This window comes from Mesorhizobium sp. B2-3-4 (assembly GCF_006442315.1).
Lineage (GTDB): Bacteria > Pseudomonadota > Alphaproteobacteria > Rhizobiales > Rhizobiaceae > Mesorhizobium.
Map to the genome: position 1 here is coordinate 100,247 of NZ_VFVY01000005.1, position 17,256 is coordinate 117,502.

At 64.5% G+C, this 17,256-nt stretch carries 13 protein-coding genes; 7 read left to right on the forward strand and 6 right to left on the reverse strand.

The window, feature by feature from the left end:
* Positions 1-66 precede the first annotated feature (66 nt).
* Genes FJ967_RS10085 through FJ967_RS10105 form a run of 5 tightly spaced genes read left to right on the forward strand, consistent with a single transcriptional unit; the run spans position 67 to position 5,264 of the window.
* Positions 67-1,608 carry a sugar ABC transporter ATP-binding protein gene (locus FJ967_RS10085; RefSeq protein ID WP_140731562.1) on the forward strand — a complete coding sequence of 514 codons (1,542 nt, stop codon included), beginning with the start codon at positions 67-69 and terminating at the stop codon, positions 1,606-1,608.
* Positions 1,605-2,582, forward strand: a complete 978-nt coding sequence (locus tag FJ967_RS10090; protein WP_140731563.1) for an ABC transporter permease — start codon at positions 1,605-1,607, stop codon at positions 2,580-2,582. Before FJ967_RS10085 ends, FJ967_RS10090 begins: the two co-directional genes overlap by 4 nt.
* Complete coding sequence (locus FJ967_RS10095) at positions 2,579-3,574, forward strand: ABC transporter permease (protein ID WP_140731564.1); 996 nt, start codon at positions 2,579-2,581, stop codon at positions 3,572-3,574. Before FJ967_RS10090 ends, FJ967_RS10095 begins: the two co-directional genes overlap by 4 nt.
* Positions 3,574-3,891, forward strand: coding sequence for an L-rhamnose mutarotase (rhaM, locus tag FJ967_RS10100; RefSeq protein ID WP_140731565.1), 318 nt, complete (start codon positions 3,574-3,576; stop codon positions 3,889-3,891). Before FJ967_RS10095 ends, rhaM begins: the two co-directional genes overlap by 1 nt.
* Positions 3,888-5,264, forward strand: a complete 1,377-nt coding sequence (locus FJ967_RS10105; RefSeq protein ID WP_140731566.1) for an FGGY-family carbohydrate kinase — start codon at positions 3,888-3,890, stop codon at positions 5,262-5,264. Before rhaM ends, FJ967_RS10105 begins: the two co-directional genes overlap by 4 nt.
* Here the strand turns inward: FJ967_RS10105 and FJ967_RS10110 are convergent, their stop codons facing one another.
* From FJ967_RS10110 to galE, 3 genes are all read right to left on the reverse strand, one after another.
* Complete coding sequence (locus tag FJ967_RS10110; RefSeq protein WP_140731567.1) at positions 5,265-7,091, reverse strand: alanine racemase; 1,827 nt, start codon at positions 7,089-7,091, stop codon at positions 5,265-5,267.
* Between the two features lie 2 nt (positions 7,092-7,093).
* Complete coding sequence (locus FJ967_RS10115; protein ID WP_140731568.1) at positions 7,094-8,344, reverse strand: D-amino acid dehydrogenase; 1,251 nt, start codon at positions 8,342-8,344, stop codon at positions 7,094-7,096.
* A 105-nt stretch (positions 8,345-8,449) separates the two neighbouring features.
* Entirely contained in the window at positions 8,450-9,445 is a 996-nt protein-coding gene (gene galE / locus FJ967_RS10120; RefSeq protein WP_140731569.1) for a UDP-glucose 4-epimerase GalE, read from the reverse strand.
* 280 nt (positions 9,446-9,725) lie between these two features.
* Here galE and hemA point away from each other — a divergent pair, with 280 nt between their 5' ends.
* On the forward strand, positions 9,726-11,003 hold the full coding sequence (gene hemA, locus FJ967_RS10125; protein WP_140731570.1) for a 5-aminolevulinate synthase: 1,278 nt from the start codon (positions 9,726-9,728) through the stop codon (positions 11,001-11,003).
* Positions 11,004-11,133: 130 nt separating this feature from the next.
* Here hemA and FJ967_RS10130 read toward each other — a convergent pair whose 3' ends face one another.
* Complete coding sequence (locus tag FJ967_RS10130) at positions 11,134-12,300, reverse strand: pyridoxal phosphate-dependent aminotransferase (RefSeq protein WP_140731571.1); 1,167 nt, start codon at positions 12,298-12,300, stop codon at positions 11,134-11,136.
* A gap of 109 nt (positions 12,301-12,409) precedes the next feature.
* A complete protein-coding gene (mscL, locus tag FJ967_RS10135; protein WP_140731572.1) occupies positions 12,410-12,832 on the reverse strand; it encodes a large conductance mechanosensitive channel protein MscL in 423 nt (140 codons plus the stop codon).
* A 253-nt stretch (positions 12,833-13,085) separates the two neighbouring features.
* Between mscL and FJ967_RS10140 the strand changes: the two genes are divergently transcribed.
* Positions 13,086-16,574: a PAS domain-containing hybrid sensor histidine kinase/response regulator gene (locus FJ967_RS10140; protein ID WP_140731573.1), complete on the forward strand. Its 3,489-nt coding sequence runs from the start codon at positions 13,086-13,088 to the stop codon at positions 16,572-16,574.
* Here the strand turns inward: FJ967_RS10140 and FJ967_RS10145 are convergent.
* Positions 16,546-17,226, reverse strand: coding sequence for a TetR family transcriptional regulator (locus tag FJ967_RS10145; RefSeq protein ID WP_140731738.1), 681 nt, complete (start codon positions 17,224-17,226; stop codon positions 16,546-16,548). The two genes, FJ967_RS10140 and FJ967_RS10145, sit on opposite strands and share 29 nt — an antisense overlap.
* Positions 17,227-17,256: the final 30 nt, after the last annotated feature.

Genomic DNA, 17,256 nt, shown 5'->3' on the forward strand with positions numbered 1-17,256 from the left:
TGGCGCGGCGGGGCTCACGTCCCGCCGCGACTTCAAACGGACCTAGTTTCAGGGCTTGATACGGATATGGACACGACGGCCCAACACGGCGAGACAAAGGAGCGGCCTCCAGCCTCGGCTCCACGCCTGACCTTGTCCGGCATTTCAAAAAGCTTTCCCGGAGTGCGCGCCCTGCACAATGTCAGCCTGTCGCTCTATCCGGGCGAGGTGACGGCGCTGATCGGCGAGAACGGCGCCGGCAAGTCGACGCTGGTCAAGATCATGACCGGCATCTATCAGCCCGACGCGGGCACCATCAGCATCGACGGCCAGGTCGTGATGCTGCCCAGCGCGCACGCCGCCTTCGGCCATGGCGTCACCGCCATCCATCAGGAAACCGTGCTGTTCGACGATCTTTCGGTCGCCGAAAACATCTTCCTCGGCCATGCGCCGCGCACGCGCTTCGGCACCATCGACTGGCGCACGATGCGCAAAAATGCTCGCGAAGTGCTCGACACCATGCATGCCGGCCATATCGACGCCGATGCGCGGCTCCGGGATCTCGGCATCGCCAACAAGCACCTCGTCGCCGTCGCGCGGGCCATGTCGATCGATTCCCAGATCGTCATCATGGACGAGCCGACGGCCGCCCTGTCGATGAAGGAGATCGAGGAGCTCTTCCTGCTCATCGAATTCCTCAAGAGCCAGGGCAAGGCAATCCTGTTCATCAGCCACAAGTTCGACGAGATCTACCGGATCGCCGACCGCTACACGGTGTTCCGCGACGGCGAGATGGTCGGCGAAGGGCTGATCAAGGATGCCGGCCAGAGCCAGATCGTGCGCATGATGGTCGGCCGCTCCGTCGACCATATCTTCCCGCAGCGCAAGGCCGAGATCGGCGCGCCGGTGCTGTCGGTGTCCGGCCTCTCGCACCCGACCGAGTTCAACGACATCGGCTTCGACCTGCACAAGGGCGAGATTCTCGGTTTCTACGGCCTGGTCGGCGCCGGGCGCTCGGAAGTGATGCAGGCGATATCGGGTATCACCCGGACCAGCGGCGGCACCATCACGCTGGACGGCAAGGCGATCGCGCCGAAATCGGCGGCTGATTCGATCGAGGCCGGCATCGTCTACGTGCCGGAAGAACGCGGCAAGCAGGGCGTGGTGATCGGCCTGCCGATCTTCCAGAATGTTTCTCTGCCATCGCTCAAGCGCACTTCGAAGACCGGCCTGCTGCGGCTGGCGGAGGAGTTTTCGCTCGCCCGGGCCTACACCGAGCGGCTGGACCTGCGGGCCTCCTCGCTCAGCCAGGATGTCGGCACGCTTTCGGGCGGCAACCAGCAGAAAGTGGTCATCGCCAAATGGCTGGCGACGACGCCCAAGGTCATCATCCTCGACGAGCCGACCAAGGGCATCGACATCGGCTCTAAGGCCGCCGTGCACGGCTTCATGGCAGAGCTGGTGGCGCAGGGCCTGTCGGTGATCATGGTCTCATCCGAACTGCCCGAAATCCTCGGCATGTCCGACCGCGTCGTCGTCATGCGCGAGGGCCTAGTGGCGGCGGTCTACGACAACAAGGGACTGGACGCCGAGACGCTGGTCAGGACGGCAGCGGGGATCGCCGCATGAAGGCTTTGCTGAAATACCGGGAAATCTGGCTGCTCGCCGCCGTAGCGGTGCTGATCGGCTTGATCTCGACGCGCTTCCCCGCCTTTGCCGACCCAGGCAATCTGCGCCAGGTGTTCAACGACACCTCGATCCTGATGATCCTGGCGCTCGGCCAGATGGTCGTCATCCTGACGCGGTCGATCGACCTGTCGATGGCCTCCAACCTGTGCTTCACCGGCATGGTGGTGGCGATGCTGAACGCGGCGCATCCGGCAATCCCGATCCCGCTCCTGATCGTCATCGCGCTCGCCGTCGGGCTGGTGCTCGGCGCCATCAACGGCCTGCTGGTGTGGCGGCTGAACATTCCCTCGATCGTGGTGACGCTGGGAACGCTCACCATCTATCGCGGCGCCACGTTCGTCCTGTCCGGCGGCGCCTGGGTCAATGCCGACAAGATGAGCCCGGATTTCATCGGCTTTCAGCGCGCCGCCTTGCTCGGCATTCCGGTGCTGTCCTGGATCGCCATCCTGGTCATCGCGCTGTTCTTCGTGCTGATGACGCGCACCGCGCTCGGCCGCTCGATCTATGCCATCGGCGTCAATCCGACGGCGTCGGTCTACACCGGCATCGATGTCGGGCGCACCAAATTCATCGTCTTCTGTGTCTCCGGCATGGTCGGCGGCCTTGCCGGCTATCTCTGGATCTCGCGCTATGTGATCGCTTCGGTCGAGGTCGCCAACGGCTATGAGCTCAACATCATCGCCGCCTGCGTCATCGGCGGCATCTCGATCGCCGGCGGCATCGGCTCGGTCGGCGGCGCGGTGCTCGGCGCATTGTTCCTCGGCATCATCTCCAACGCGCTGCCGGTCATCAACATCTCGCCCTTCTGGCAGATGGCGATTTCGGGCAGCGCCATCATCCTGGCCGTGGTGCTCAACGCGCGCGGCGAACGCCAGCAGGGCCGCGTCATCCTGAGAAAGGTGGAAGCGGCATGAGCGACGTCCCCGCCCCACGCCACATTCCCGACCGGCTCGACAAGCCGCTGTCCTCGGCGATCTTTTCCTGGGAAGCGCTGCTGGTCTTGGTGGCCGTCGCCATCTTCGCCATCAACAGTGTCGCCTCGCCCTATTTCCTCGACCCCTATTCGCTGTCCGACCTGACCTTCAACTTCACCGAGAAGGGCCTGATCGCCTTCGCCATGGCGCTGCTGATCATTTCGGGCGAGATCGACCTGTCGGTCGCCGCCATCATCGCACTTGCCTCGACGCTGATGGGCATGGCGGTGCAGGCGGGCGCCGGAACACCTGAACTGGTATTGATCGGCATCGTCGTCGGCCTCGGCTGCGGCGCCTTCAACGGGCTGCTGGTGACACGGCTCGGCCTGCCGTCCATCGTCGTCACCATCGGCACGATGAGCCTGTTTCGCGGCATCGCCTTCATCATCCTCGGCGACCAGGCCTACAAGGGCTATCCCGAGAGCTTCGCTTTCTTCGGCCAGGGCTATGTCTGGTGGGTGGTGTCGTTCGAGCTGGTGCTCTTTTTCATCGCAGCCGTCGTCTACTGGTTCGTGCTGCACCGCACGAGTTTCGGCCGCCGCGTCTTTGCCATCGGCAACAATCCGGTCGCGGCGCAGTTTTCCGGCGTGCGCGTCGGCCGCATCAAATTCATCCTGTTCTGCCTGACCGGGCTGATGTCGGGCATCGCCTCGGTGCTGATCACCTCGCGGCTCGGTTCGACCCGGCCATCGATCGCGCAGGGTTACGAGCTCGAAGTCATTACCATGGTGGTGCTGGGCGGTGTCTCGATCCTTGGCGGCGCCGGCAGCATTGTCGGCGTGGTGCTTGCCGCCCTGATCATGGGGCTGGTGACCTTCGGCCTCGGCCTGCTCAACGTGCCGGGCATCGTCATGTCGATCTTCATCGGCTTGCTGTTGATCGTCGTCATCGCCCTGCCGATCGTCTGGCGGCGGCTGCGCGGTAACAGGTGATGGCTGAGAAATACGCGTTCAGGATGAAGCTCAATGCAGGCATGAAGGCCGAATACAGGAAGCGTCATGACGAGATCTGGCCCGAGCTGCTGACGCTCCTGAAACAGGCCGGCGTTCGCGACTATTCAATCCATCTCGACGAAGAGACCAACATCCTCTTCGGCGTGCTGTGGCGGCGCGACGATCACGGCATGGCCGATCTGCCGAGCCATCCGGTGATGCGGCGCTGGTGGGCTCACATGGCAGACATCATGGAGACGAAGGCCGACAACGAGCCGGTGGCGGTGCCCCTGGAAACCGTGTTCCATATGGCATGAACGCGCTTCGCCACATCGCCGTCATCGATATCGGCAAGACCAACGCCAAGGTGGCGCTGGTCGATCTCACCACGTTGAGCGAGGTCGCGCTGCGGCGCACGGCGAACGCGCCGCTGCGGCAGGCACCCTACCCCCATCACGATGTCGAAGCGCTGTGGGCGTTCATCCTCGACAGTTTCGACGATCTCAACCGCGAACAGCGCATCGACGCTATTTCGATCACCACCCACGGCGCGACGGGCGTGCTGGTCGATGCCGGGGGCGAGCTGGTGCTGCCTGTCCTCGACTATGAATATGACGGCCCTGACGAGCTCGCCGCGGACTATGACGCGATCCGTCCGCCTTTTGCCGAGACCGGCACGCCGCGCCTGCCGCTCGGCCTCAATCTCGGCGCGCAATTCTTCTGGCAGCAGCAGAGCTTCCCGACGGAGTTCGCCAGCACCGCCGCGATGCTGATGTACCCGCAATACTGGGCGCTGCGCCTGACCGGCATCGCCGCCAACGAGGTCACGTCGCTCGGCTGCCACACCGACCTGTGGAACCCCTGGACAGCGGACTTTTCGGCACTGGTCGAGCGCCAGGACTGGCGCGGCCTGATGGCGCCCGTGCGGCCGGCCGGGGACCGTCTTGGCCCGATCCTGCCCGCGATTGCGCAGCGCACCGGGCTCGATCCCCAAACGCCTGTCTTTTGCGGCCTGCACGATTCCAACGCCTCGCTGCTGCCGCATCTGATATCCGACGCTCCGCCTTTCTCAGTGGTCTCGACCGGCACCTGGGTGGTGTCGATGGCGGTCGGCGGCAAGGCGGTGGCGCTCGATCCGGCACGGGATACGCTGGTCAATGTCAATGCGCTCGGCGACCCCGTGCCCTCGGCCCGTTTCATGGGCGGCCGCGAATTCTCGCTGCTGACCGAAGGCGCGGCGCAGGACTGGAACGACAACGACGTCGCCGCTGTGCTGGCACGCAAGACCTTGCTTTTGCCTTCGACCCAGCAAGGTTCGGGTCCGTTTCCGCATCATGCGGCCGCATGGCGCAAGAGCGAGGCCATTCCTCCTGGCCAACGCTTTGCCGCCGTCTCCTTCTATCTGGCGCTGATGACCGCCACTTGCCTCGAACTCATCGGCGGCGATGGCCCGACGACGATCGAGGGTCCGTTCGCACGCAATCAATTGTTCACGCGGATGCTTGCCGCGAGCACCGGCCGCGCGGTCATGGCATCGGAAGCCGCGACAGGCACCAGTATCGGCGCCGCGCTTCTCGCATCCGACCAGCACACAGCGCATGGCAAGGGTCAGGCACAGCAGCCGCCCGCCGATCCGGCCTGGGCGGACTATGCGCGAACATGGCGGGCGGCGGCCGAGGCTACTGGCTGATCAAAGTATCCGCTTTCCGAAGGCCGACATGACGAAATTGATGGTGTCGCTGCCGATCCTGGGTTCGAGATCAGTGGCCAGGCCCGAAACATCCATCGACAGCAGTCCGCCGGAAAGCGCGATCGCCTCCATCGCCTGATGCGTTTCGCGCACGGTAAGGCCGCCGGAACCAGCCGCCCAGCCGGCGAATTCGGTCACCGTGGGCGAATAGCTGACATGGAACCCTTGCGTCCCGGAGGTGGCGATACGGATCGCCTCGTGCATCAGGTCACGCATGCCCATGGCGTCGATATCGGTCATGGTGAAGGCCGAGACACGCGAATCCTTCAGCACCCGCGCTTCGGCCGGATCGGCATGGCGCAGCCCGACAATGACGACGTTTTCCGGCGACAGCTGCGGCTGCAGCGCGCCCGCCTTGTGATCGAGCCCAAGGGTACGCGCCAGCACGGACGCTTCGGGCAGATCGATGCCTTCCTCCTCTTCCGGCATGAGGGCTGCGATGGAATCGATCCAGATCAGACCGAAGGAGTGCGTCGCCCGCGCCGTCGCCGTCAGCGCCTTGTGTGCGACCCGGCGGTCGGCGCCGGCCGTCAGCCGGATCAGTCCCGATGGCGCGCGCTCCATGTCGGCCAGTTCCACGACGTCGAAATTCATCGCCTCCAGCCGGGCGCCGGTGGCTTCCCGGGCCAGGATGCCGGCAGCCTCCGGTTCGGCCGTTATCTGCACCATCTTGCGGCCGGAAAAGTCGGCGACATCGTGCATCGGTGCCTTTTCGACATATTCCGAGGTCATCGCCAGCAGCATGGCACCATAGCTCATGCGGAAGGCGACACGGTCGCCGACGGCGGGCGGCGGATCGGCGTCCTGGACGTCGAGCAGCAGATGGTCGCTCGACGCGCCGAGCACGCGGATCCCTTTGGCGATCGGCGTCAGCCCTTCGACCAGCACGTCCTCGCGGCCGATATTGGCGATGGCGCGCAGCCGGTCGCCTTCATCGGGGAAGACCGGCTGGTTGCCGAACGCATCGTAGCCGGACGTGCCGATCGGCCGTGACGGCTTGAGCTTGACCTCGATGATGTCGCTGGTCAGGCGGCACGCATCGGGTTCGAGTTCGGCCCATGGCACGTCGCGGAAAGTCTCGACGCCACCTTGCAGGATCGCCTCGCCGATCCTGAGATTGTTGATGCCGGCCGGCAGTTTGCCTTCAAGCAGCAGCGGCAGCGACGACGAGGCGCCGCCGGAGATGAAGTCGAGGCTTTTGCCGGAGAGGCGCTCCGTCTTGTAGGCATGGGCGACGAGCTGGCCGAGATTTTCCTGCGTCGGCATGATGGCACCGAAGCAGCCGAGATTGGTGCCGATGCCGGCAATGCGCACGCCTTTGAAGCCAAGGATCCGCTCGACGGTCGCAATGAGATCGTTTGGCCAGATGCCTTCGCGCAGATCGCCGAGATCGATCATCAGCATGATGTCGTGGACACGGCCCATGCGCTCGGCGATGCGTGAAATCTCGCGGATGATCGTCAGCTCCGATTGCAGGCTGACGTCGACCGTACGCACCACCTCCTCGACGCGCGCCATGGGCGGGCTGCGCAACAGCATGATCGGCGCCGATATGCCGCTGTCGCGCAGCCGGCGGATGTTTTCGAAGCGGGATTCGGCGATGCCGGCGACACCGCCGCGCAGCATGGCGCGCGCTACCTGGGGCATGCCGCAGGTGCCCTTGGTGACACCGAACACCGTGATACCCGAAAGCGCGCAGCGGTCGACGATGGTGCGGGCATTGCGCTCGATGCGGCCAAGGTCGATGGCGACTTGCGGTCCCGACATTCTTATCCCCCGTAGACCAGTCCCCGCGGATCGATCTCCGGCTTGCGGCCGGCCACGAGGTCGGCGAGGAATTTTCCCGAACCGCAGGCCATCGTCCAGCCGACATGGCCATGGCCGGTGTCGAGGTAGAGGTTGCGGTATTTCGCCTGGCCGATGACCGGCACCGAATTGGGCATCATCGGCCGCAAGCCGGCCCAGAGCACGGCCTTCTTCTCGTCGAAGGCGCCGGGGAACAGATCCTTGCCGGTCCTGAACATGGTGGCGAAGTCGCTGGGCTTGTGGGTGCGGTCAAAGCCCGTGAACTCCGCGGTCGATGCCAACCGCAAGCGATTGCCAAGGCGCGAATAGGCCATCAGCTGGTCCTCGTCGGCGCCACCCATGGTCGGACCCTTGTTCTCGTCTTCCAGGGGGATCGTGGCGGTGTAGCCCTTCACCGGATAGACCGGCAGGTCGATGCCGTAGCGACGGCCGAGCAGGCCGCTTTCGGGTCCCATGGAGATGACCACCGCGTCGCCGGCGACCGGACCGGCCGAGGTCATGACCGCGCGCACGCGGTCGCCCTCGATGTCGAGGCCTTCGACCGTGGTGTCGAACAGGAATTTGACGCCGAGCTGTTCGCCCGCATAAGCGGCGAGACTGTCGACGAACAGCCTGGAATCGCCGGTCTGGTCGATCGGCGAGTAGACGCCGCCGGCGATCTTTTCCTTCACGCCGGCAAGGCCGGGCTCCAGCTCCACCAACCGGTCGCGCCCAACGATCTCGATCGGCAGGCCATGCTCGGCCAGATAGCGGTAGTTGTCGGTGCCGGTGTCGAGGCTGTGCTGCGAACGGAAGAAATAGAGGATGCCCTTCTTGCGCTCATCATAATGGATGCCGGTGTCGGCCGAGATGGCGTTGATGCATTCACGGGAATAAAGGGCGAGACGCAATTTGACCTGGCTGTTGGCGCGCAGGCGGGCCACCGTGCACTGGCGCAGGAAGCGCAGGCTCCAGGCAAGGAAATAGGGATCGAAGCGCAGCCGCACCTTGATGCCGAGATCATGATTGTAGAGCCCGCGCAAAAACGTCTTGAGCGCCGCCGGCGAGGCCCATGCGGTGGCGTCACCCGGAGACACCAGCCCGGCATTTGACTGGCTGGTGCCCCGTGCCGGCGCAGGGTGGCGCTCGATCACGGTGACCTCGTGACCGTCAGCAGCCAGATAATAGGCGGCGGCCGTGCCGACGACGCCGGCTCCAAGCACCGTGATCTTCATGCCATCCCCCAAAGCTCCGCGCGGGTCGGCGCCTCGGCACCGTGTCGCGATTGCTTCCATAGCGCGTCGCCGCGCGCCTTGCGAGCCCCAGGGGGAAAGCGCGGATCAGCCCCGCGCGGAGTTCTTGCCGGTCAGGATGCGCTCCCAGGCCAGCGCGTCGTTGACGATCTGGTCGAGATCGTCGCGCCGCGGGGTCCAGCCGAGTTCAGAGCGGGCAAGATCGGAATTGGCAACCACCGCGGCTGCGTCGCCGGGACGCCGGTCGCCCATCCTGACGTCGAAATCATGGCCGAAGGCCCGCCGCACGCTGTCGATGACCTCGAGCACCGAATAGCCGTGGCTGTAGCCGCAATTGGCGACGAGGCTCTGCCCCCCGTCGCGCAGCCGCTGCAGCGCCAGGCGATGCGCGGCTGCCAGATCGCTGACGTGGATATAGTCGCGCATGCAGGTGCCGTCCGGCGTCGGATAGTCGGTGCCGAAGACCTGCATGAACGGACGCTTGCCGAGCGCGGTCTCGCAGGCGACCTTGATGAGATGGGTGGCGCCCGGGGTGGACTGGCCTGTGCGACCCTTCGGGTCGGCGCCGGCCACGTTGAAATAGCGTAGCGCCGTGTAGCGGATGCCGTGCGCAAGGCCCGCGTCGCGCAGCATCCACTCGCTCATCAGCTTGGACAGGCCATAGGGAGATTCCGGCGCCAGGCGGGCGTCCTCACGCACCGGCTCCAGCCCGGCACCGCCATAGACGGCCGCTGTCGAGGAGAAGATGAAATTCGGTACGCCCTCGCGTACCGCGGTTTCGATCAGGGTGCGGGTCTTGGAGGTGTTGTTCTCGTAATAGGCAAGCGGGTCGGCGACCGATTCCGGAACCACGATCGAGCCAGCGAAATGGATGATCGCGTCGACCTTGTTTTCCCGGATGATCGAACCGACCAGGTCCCTGTCGGCGACATCGCCGACGACCAGTTTCGCCTCCGGCGCCACCGCCCATTCGAAGCCGGTGGAAAGCCGGTCGAGAACGACCACGCTTTCGCCCGCATCCAGCAACTCCCAGACCATATGGCTGCCGATATAACCGGCGCCGCCTGTCACCAAAACCGTCATCCCAAGTCCTCGTTTACCCAAGATTTATCGGAAACTGTCTCAAACACCGCCTTACTGGAAAGCCTGCCGGATGGCCATTAGGACAAGAGGTAACCGTCGTTCACTTGATGTGGCATCGTGCCGAAACAAAAGTGATCCACAGAGCGTGTCATGACGTGGGAATAGGCCACGATCCGCCATCGTTAGAAACAGGTCCAGGGCGTGGCATTTTGACCAAAACGGCCCGGTGGACGACCAATCGGGCAATGATTATGATCCCGCGCAAAATTGGGAAGTCGACATGAATTACCAGCGGTTCTTCGAAGAAGCGATCGACCAGCTCCATGCCGAGCGTCGCTACCGCGTCTTCGCCGACCTGGAACGTATCGCGGGCAAGTTTCCGCGCGCCATATGGCGTTCCAACGGCCGCGCCGAGGAAATCACCGTCTGGTGCTCCAACGACTATCTCGGCATGGGCCAGCACGCCGATGTCATCGCCGCGTTCCAGAACGCGGCCGGCAAGATGGGCTCGGGCGCCGGCGGCACTCGCAACATCTCCGGCACGTCCAACCCGCTGGTCGAACTCGAGCATGAGCTGGCCGACCTGCATGGCAAGGAAGCGGCACTGGTCTTCACATCCGGCTTTGTCTCCAACGAGGCCTCGATTTCGACCATCGCGCGGCTTTTGCCCAATTGCCTGATCATCTCGGACGAACTCAACCACGCCTCGATGATCGAAGGCGTGCGGCGCTCGGGCGCGGAAAAGAAAATCTTCCGCCACAATGACGTCGCGCATCTGGAAAGCCTGCTGCAGGCGGCCGGACGCGAACGCGCCAAGCTGATCGTCTTCGAAAGCGTCTATTCGATGGACGGCGACATCGCGCCGATCAGCGAGATCGTCGAGCTCGCCGAGCGCTACAACGCCATGACCTATATCGACGAGGTCCATGCGGTCGGCATGTACGGACCGCGCGGCGGCGGCATCACCGAGCGCGAGGGCCTGGCCGACCGGATCGACATCATCGAAGGCACGCTGGCCAAGGCCTTCGGCACGCTGGGCGGCTACATCACCGGGACAAGCGCTGTCATCGACGCGGTGCGCTCCTATGCGCCGGGCTTCATCTTCACCACCGCGCTGCCGCCGGCGATCGCGGCCGCGGCCACCACCTCGATCCGCCATCTCAAGCGCTCGCAGGCCGAGCGCGACGCGCAGCAGCAGCAGGCGGCGCGAACCAAGCAGATCCTGTCGGCCGCCGGCCTGCCGGTGATGGAATCGGCGACCCATATCGTGCCGGTTCTGGTCGGCGATCCTGAACTCTGCAAGATGGCGAGCGACCGCCTTCTCGGCGTGCACGGCATCTATATCCAGCCGATCAACTACCCGACGGTGCCGCGCGGCACGGAGCGGCTGCGCATCACGCCGACGCCGTTCCATACCGACGCGCTGATCGCCGGCCTGCAGGATGCGCTGGTCGAAACCTGGGATGCGCTCGGCATTCCCTACGGCTCCGCGGGGCGACCTGCCGTGGCCAAGAGCGATCGGATCGTGCCTCTGCTGGTGCCCAAGTCAGGCGGCTGAAGCCCGTTTCAACGTCTACGCCTACGGCTACCGGTGCTCACGGACCTGAATGTCCGCTGCGCTCCGGTTTTCGAAACCTACGCCAGCTGACGCGCCGGAGCGACTTTTCAATTCGGGCTTCGTCAGCGCCTCAGATATCCCTCATCCATTTCGCCAGCCGGTTTGCCGCTTCCTCGAGCTGGTCGAGGCGGCGGTGGAAGCACAGCCGCAGGAACGCTTCGCCGCCGGGGCCGAAGGCGGTGCCGGGTGCCAGGCCGACATTGGCTTTGTCGACAATGTCGAAGGCGGCGCTGCGTGAATCGGTGATGCCGTCGACCGTGAAGAACAGGTAAAACGCGCCTTGCGGGACGGTGAAGCGCGCCTTGCCGGTTTCGCCGAGAATGCCGCAGACCAGGTCACGGGCTTTCCTCGCCCGCTCCACCTGTTCGGCGACGAAGGCGTCGCCCTCGTCGAGCGCCGCGACCGCGCCGCGCTGCATGAACTGGGCGACGCCCGAGTTCGAATACTGGATCAGGTTCTCGAACACCTGCTGCAGGCTTGGATGCGTCTTGACCCAGCCGACGCGCCAGCCGGTCATGGCCCAGTTCTTGGAAAAGGAATTGACGAACAGGATGCGGTCCTCAGGCTCGGCTATGTCGAGGAAGGACGGCGCGCGGCCATGACCATAGTGAAACAGCGAATAGATCTCGTCGGCGATGATCCAAAGGTTTTTCGCACGCGCGAGATCGAGGATCGCCCGCAAGGTCTCGTGATCGGCGGTCCAGCCGGTCGGATTGGACGGCGTGTTGATGAACAGCGCCTTGGTGCGCGGCGTGACCGCCGCCGCGATCTTCTCCACGTCGCATGACCAGCCATTTCCGGAATGGTCGAGCGTGACCGCCACCGGCACGGCGCCCGCGATGGCGGCGGCGGCGTCGAAATTCGGCCAGGCCGGCGACAGGTAGATCACTTCGTCGCCTGCTCCCGCAAGCGCATCGAGCGCCAGCTGGATGGCATGCATGCCGGAGCCGGTGACGATGAACTGCTCCTCGGGGAAGGTCTTGCCGAAATGCCTGGCGTAGTAGCGCGCCAGTGCTTGCCTGAGATCGGGAATGCCCCGCTGCCAGGTGTAGAACGTCTCGCCGCCGGCCAGCGCCTTCGACGCGGCATCGGTGATGAAGGACGGCGTCGGCAGGTCGCCCTCGCCGGCCCACAGCGGGATCAGGCCTTCGCGCAACCTGCCGTAATTGACGACGGCGACGATGCCGCTTTCAGGCGCGGCCAGGGCCTCGGGGCGCAGGGTCTGGATCAAGGTCATTGGGCAGGTCCGTTGTCTCGGGCGGTCTCAAGCGCTGCTTACCAGATACGAAAACAGAAAACCCCGGCCGCGAACGACCGGGGTTTTGGTCCAGAAGAGCCGTATCCGTCTATCGCCTGGCCAGCAGATCGCGGATTTCGGTGAGCAACGCAACGTCAGCGGGGGGCGGCGCGGCTGCAGGCGCGGGCTTTTCTTTTTCCAGGCGCCTGCGCATGTTGTTCACGGCCTTGACCATGAGGAAGATGATGAAGGCGAGGATGAGGAAGTTCAGCACCACGGTGATGAAGCTGCCGTAGGCAAAGACGGCACCCTGCTTCTTGGCGTCGGCCAGGGAAGTGGCTGTTACCGCAGCGGACAATCCGAAGAAATAATTGTTGAAGTCCAAGCCGCCGAAGATCGCTCCGACGATCGGCATGATGATGTCGTTGACCAGGGAATCGACAATCTTGCCGAAGGCAGCGCCGATGATGACGCCGACGGCCAAGTCCATCACATTGCCCTTGGAAATGAATTCCTGGAATTCTTTCAGCATTTCGACCCTCCTTGTCATGGCGGGCCGCGCTGCCGCTTCCACCTCTCCGGCATCGGCCCGCGGACACCATAACAAAAACCTCAAGTTGCAACATGGGCAAAAAGGAGAAAACAACCGGTTTCGCCTTACCTTGCGTTACCCCTTAGAAATCAGATGCTTCATGCGCCCAAAGCCGTGATGGACTCAGGTGCCAAGCTGTGATTGCGTCTGACCTTGGCCGGATGAAAATCGGCGCAGGGAGGATCTTGCCGGCGTGCAGGGCTTGTTCATCGTCTTCATCGCGATCGCCTATGTGACGCTGCTGTTCGCCATCGCCAGCCTGGGCGACCGCCGCTCGGCGACTTCCGGGCCCGGCCGGGCGCGACCTTTCATCTATGCGCTCAGCCTTGCCATCTACTGCACATCCTGGACCTTCTTCGGGTCCGTCGGCCTTTCCTCGGAACGCGGCCTCGAATTCCTCGGCATCTATACCGGGCCGGTGCTGGTGTTCGTGTTCGGCTTTCCGCTGCTCAACCGCATCGTGCGGCTGGCCAAGACCGAGAAGATCACTTCGGTCGCCGATTTCCTCGGCGCACGCTACGGCAAGAGCTTCACCGTGGCGGCCATCGCCACGCTGATCGCCACCATCGGCGCCGTGCCCTATATCGCGCTGCAATTGAAGGCGATCTCCGGCTCGGTCAGCCTGATGGTCGAGCATTATACGGGTTCGCCGCCGTCCTTCGATCCGTTCGTCAGCGACATCTCGCTGGTCGTCGCCATGTTGCTCGCGCTGTTTGCGGTCCTGTTCGGCACACGCCATGCCGACGCAACCGAACACCAGGACGGGCTGGTGCTGGCGGTGGCGGTCGAGACCGTGGTCAAGCTTGCCGCCTTCCTGGCCATCGGGCTGATGGTCACCTTCCTGATCTTCGGCGGTCCCGGCGACATGTTCGACCGGCTGGCCGAAAATGGCCAGGTGCGACAGGCGATGGGTTATTCGACGTCGCTCGCCACCTGGCTGGTGCTGACGTGCCTGAGCGGCTTCGCCATCATCCTCCTGCCGCGGCAATTCTACGTCACCATCGTCGAGAACCGCAGCGAGGCCGAACTGCGCACCGCGACATGGGTGTTCCCGCTCTACCTCGTGGCGATCAACCTGTTCGTGCTGCCGATCGCCTTTGCCGGCCTGACGCTGGTCGGCACAAAAACCAGCAGTGACCTTTACGTGCTGTCGCTGCCTCTGTTCAACGGCCACGATTTCCTGGCCATGGCCGCCTTTATCGGGGGCCTGTCTGCGGCAACCGCCATGGTCATCGTCGAGAGCGTGGCGCTATCGATCATGATCTCCAATGACCTGATCATCCCGCTGTTCGTGCGCCGGCTTTTGCGAACGACCACCTCCGAGAACGCGGATTGGTCGGCGCTCATCTTGAATGTGCGGCGTGGGGCGATTTTCATCCTGCTCTTCATCGCCTTTCTCTACTACCGCGAGAGCACCAACAGCGCCCGGCTGTCCTCGATCGGCCTGATGTCCTTCGCCGCTATCGCGCAATTCGCCCCGGCCCTGATCGGCGGCCTGATCTGGCGCGGCGCCAACGGCCGCGGGGCGGCGCTCGGCATGGTCGCCGGCGTCCTGGTCTGGGGCTACACGCTGCTGGTGCCATCGCTTGTCCCGCCCGATACCGGCATCATCGTGCACGGGCTGTTCGGCTTCGAGGCGTTGCGGCCGCAGGCCCTGTTCGGGACCGTCGCCGAACCGCTGAACCACGGCGTGCTGTGGAGCCTGTCGATCAACACGCTGTTCTTCATTTTCGGATCGCTGTCGCGCGCGTCGGTGCCGCTTGAACGCATCCAGGCATCGATCTTCGTGCCGCGCGAAGCCGGCCCGATGCCGAGCCTGCGCCGCTTCCGCACCGCCATCACCGTCAACGACCTCAAGGACACGATCGCCCGCTATCTCGGTGTCGAGCGCACCGAACGGTCCTTTCAATCGTTCGAGAAAAGCAACGGCACCTCGCTGCACGGCAATGAGCAGGCGAGCATGGACGTCATCCGCTTTTCCGAGCAGCTTTTGGCGAGCGCCGTCGGCTCCTCCTCGGCGCGGCTCATCCTGTCGCTGCTGTTTCGCCGCCACGACCGCGAATCGCGCGATGCCTTCCGCCTGCTCGACGACGCCACGGAAGCGCTGCAGCACAATCGCGACCTGCTGCAGATCGCCCTCGACCAGATGGAGCAAGGAATCACTGTCTTCGATCGCGATTTCCGGCTGATTTGCTGGAACCGGCAATACCGGGCGCTGTTCGACCTGCCCGACGAGATGGGCCAGGTCGGCGTTTCACTCGACCAGATCCTTCGCCATCTCGCCGAGCGCGGCGACATTCCCGCCGACCAGCGCGTGACGATGCTCAACCGGCTGACCAGCTTCGTCAGCCCCTGGCAGATGGAGCTGAAGACCAGCGGCCGCATCCTGGAATTGCGCTCCAACCCGATGCCGGACGGCGGCATCGTCGCCACCTATGCCGACATATCGGGCCGTGTCGAACAAGACCTGGCGCTGAAGCGCGCCAATGAATCGCTGGAGCAGCGCGTCAAGACGCGCACCATCGAGCTCACCCGGGTCAACGAGGAACTGGCGCAGGCGCAGATGCTTGCCGAGGAGGCCAACCTCGGCAAGACACGCTTCCTTGCCGCCGCCGGTCACGACATCCTGCAGCCCCTGAATGCCGCCCGGCTCTATTGTTCCTCACTGATCGAGAAGGCCGGCAAGGGTGCGGCCGGCAAGGCTGCCGTCAACATCGAATCCTCGCTGGAATCGGTCGAGACCATACTGGGTGCCGTGCTCGACATCTCGCGCCTCGACGCCGGCGCCATGAAACCCGACGACACCGCCTTCAACCTCGACGGGCTGCTCAGCCAGATCGGCAATGATTTCCAGCCGATGGCGGCCGCAAAGCAGCTCGAACTGACCATTGTCGCCTCTTCGCTGGCCGTGACGACGGACCGCAATCTGTTGCGCCGCCTGATCCAGAACCTGGTTTCCAACGCCATCAAATACACCCGCCGGGGCCGCATCCTCGTCGGCGTGCGGCGCCGGGGCGAACTGGCGGAGATCCAGGTCATAGACACCGGCATCGGCATCGCCGGCGACAAGCTGTACACCGTCTTCCACGAGTTCACCCGACTGGACGAAGGCGCGCGCGAAGCCGAGGGGCTGGGTCTCGGCCTTTCCATCGTCGATCGCATCGCCAGGGTGCTGCGGCTCGAGATCCGCATCTTCTCCAACCCTGGCAAGGGCACGCGTTTTTCCGTCATCCTGCCGGTGGCGACCGCGCAGGAGCCGCGGCCCGAGGTCGAGACCAGGGCGCCGGCCCGCGCGTCTGCTTCGCTGTCGGGACTGCATGTGCTGTGCATCGACAACGACGCGCGTATCCTCGAAGGCATGCGACTGCTGCTCGAAGGCTGGGGCTGCAAAGTCGCGACCGCGGCCGGATCGCGTGATCTGGATCGGACCATGATCGGCCGTCCGGACATCGTGCTTGCCGACTATCATCTCGACCGCGAGACCGGTCTCGACATCATCGTCGGGCTGCGAGCGACCCATGGCGAGGACCTGCCGGCCGTGCTGGTCACGGCCGACCGCTCCAACGAGGTGCGCGCGGCGGCGGCGGGTCTCGATATCCCGATGATCAACAAGCCGTTGAAGCCGGCGGTGTTGCGTTCGATGATGGCCAGGTTCAGGCCGATGGCGCGGGCGGCGGAGTGATATCGAAACGCGCGGGCAAGGCCTGGTGCCCCAGGCTTGCGAGGTAGGCGCAGAACATGTCGGCCATCGCATCGGCATAGGCCTCGATCTCCGCGTCGGTGCGGGGGCTGCCCGAGAAATCCTTTCCTGCCGCACTCAGCGTCGTCATCATCAGATCACCGGCCAGGTCGCGGACCGCCTGGGTGGCTCCCGGCAACGCGTCGCCCAGAAAAGCCCGGACCGTGCGCTCGCCCGACGCCCTGGCCTCGTGGGCTTCCGGCGCGTCGCGGTAAAGCGGTGCGGCATCATTGAGCGCCACACGCACGGCCGCCTCTTCGCATTCGGAGCGGATGAAGGTGTGAACCAGCCTGCGCAACCGGTCGAGCGGCGGCTGCCTGCCGTCCTCGAGTATGGTGCGCAGCAGGCCGCCGGTCTGCCGCCATTCATCGCTCTGCAAACGGAACAGCAAAGCCGCCTTGTTGGGGAAATACTGGTAGAGCGAGCCGACGCTCACGCCTGCCTTTTCGGCCACGCGCGTGGTGGTGAAACGCCGCGCGCCTTCAGTCGCCAGAACCTGAACAGCCGCCTCCAAAATCGCCGCGACGAGTTCCGTGGCGCGCGCCTGTTTGGGCTTTTTTCGCGTGGAAATCGAGGGACTTGGCTGTTGAACCATGACGGCGTCCGGGAATGCGAATTGGAAACC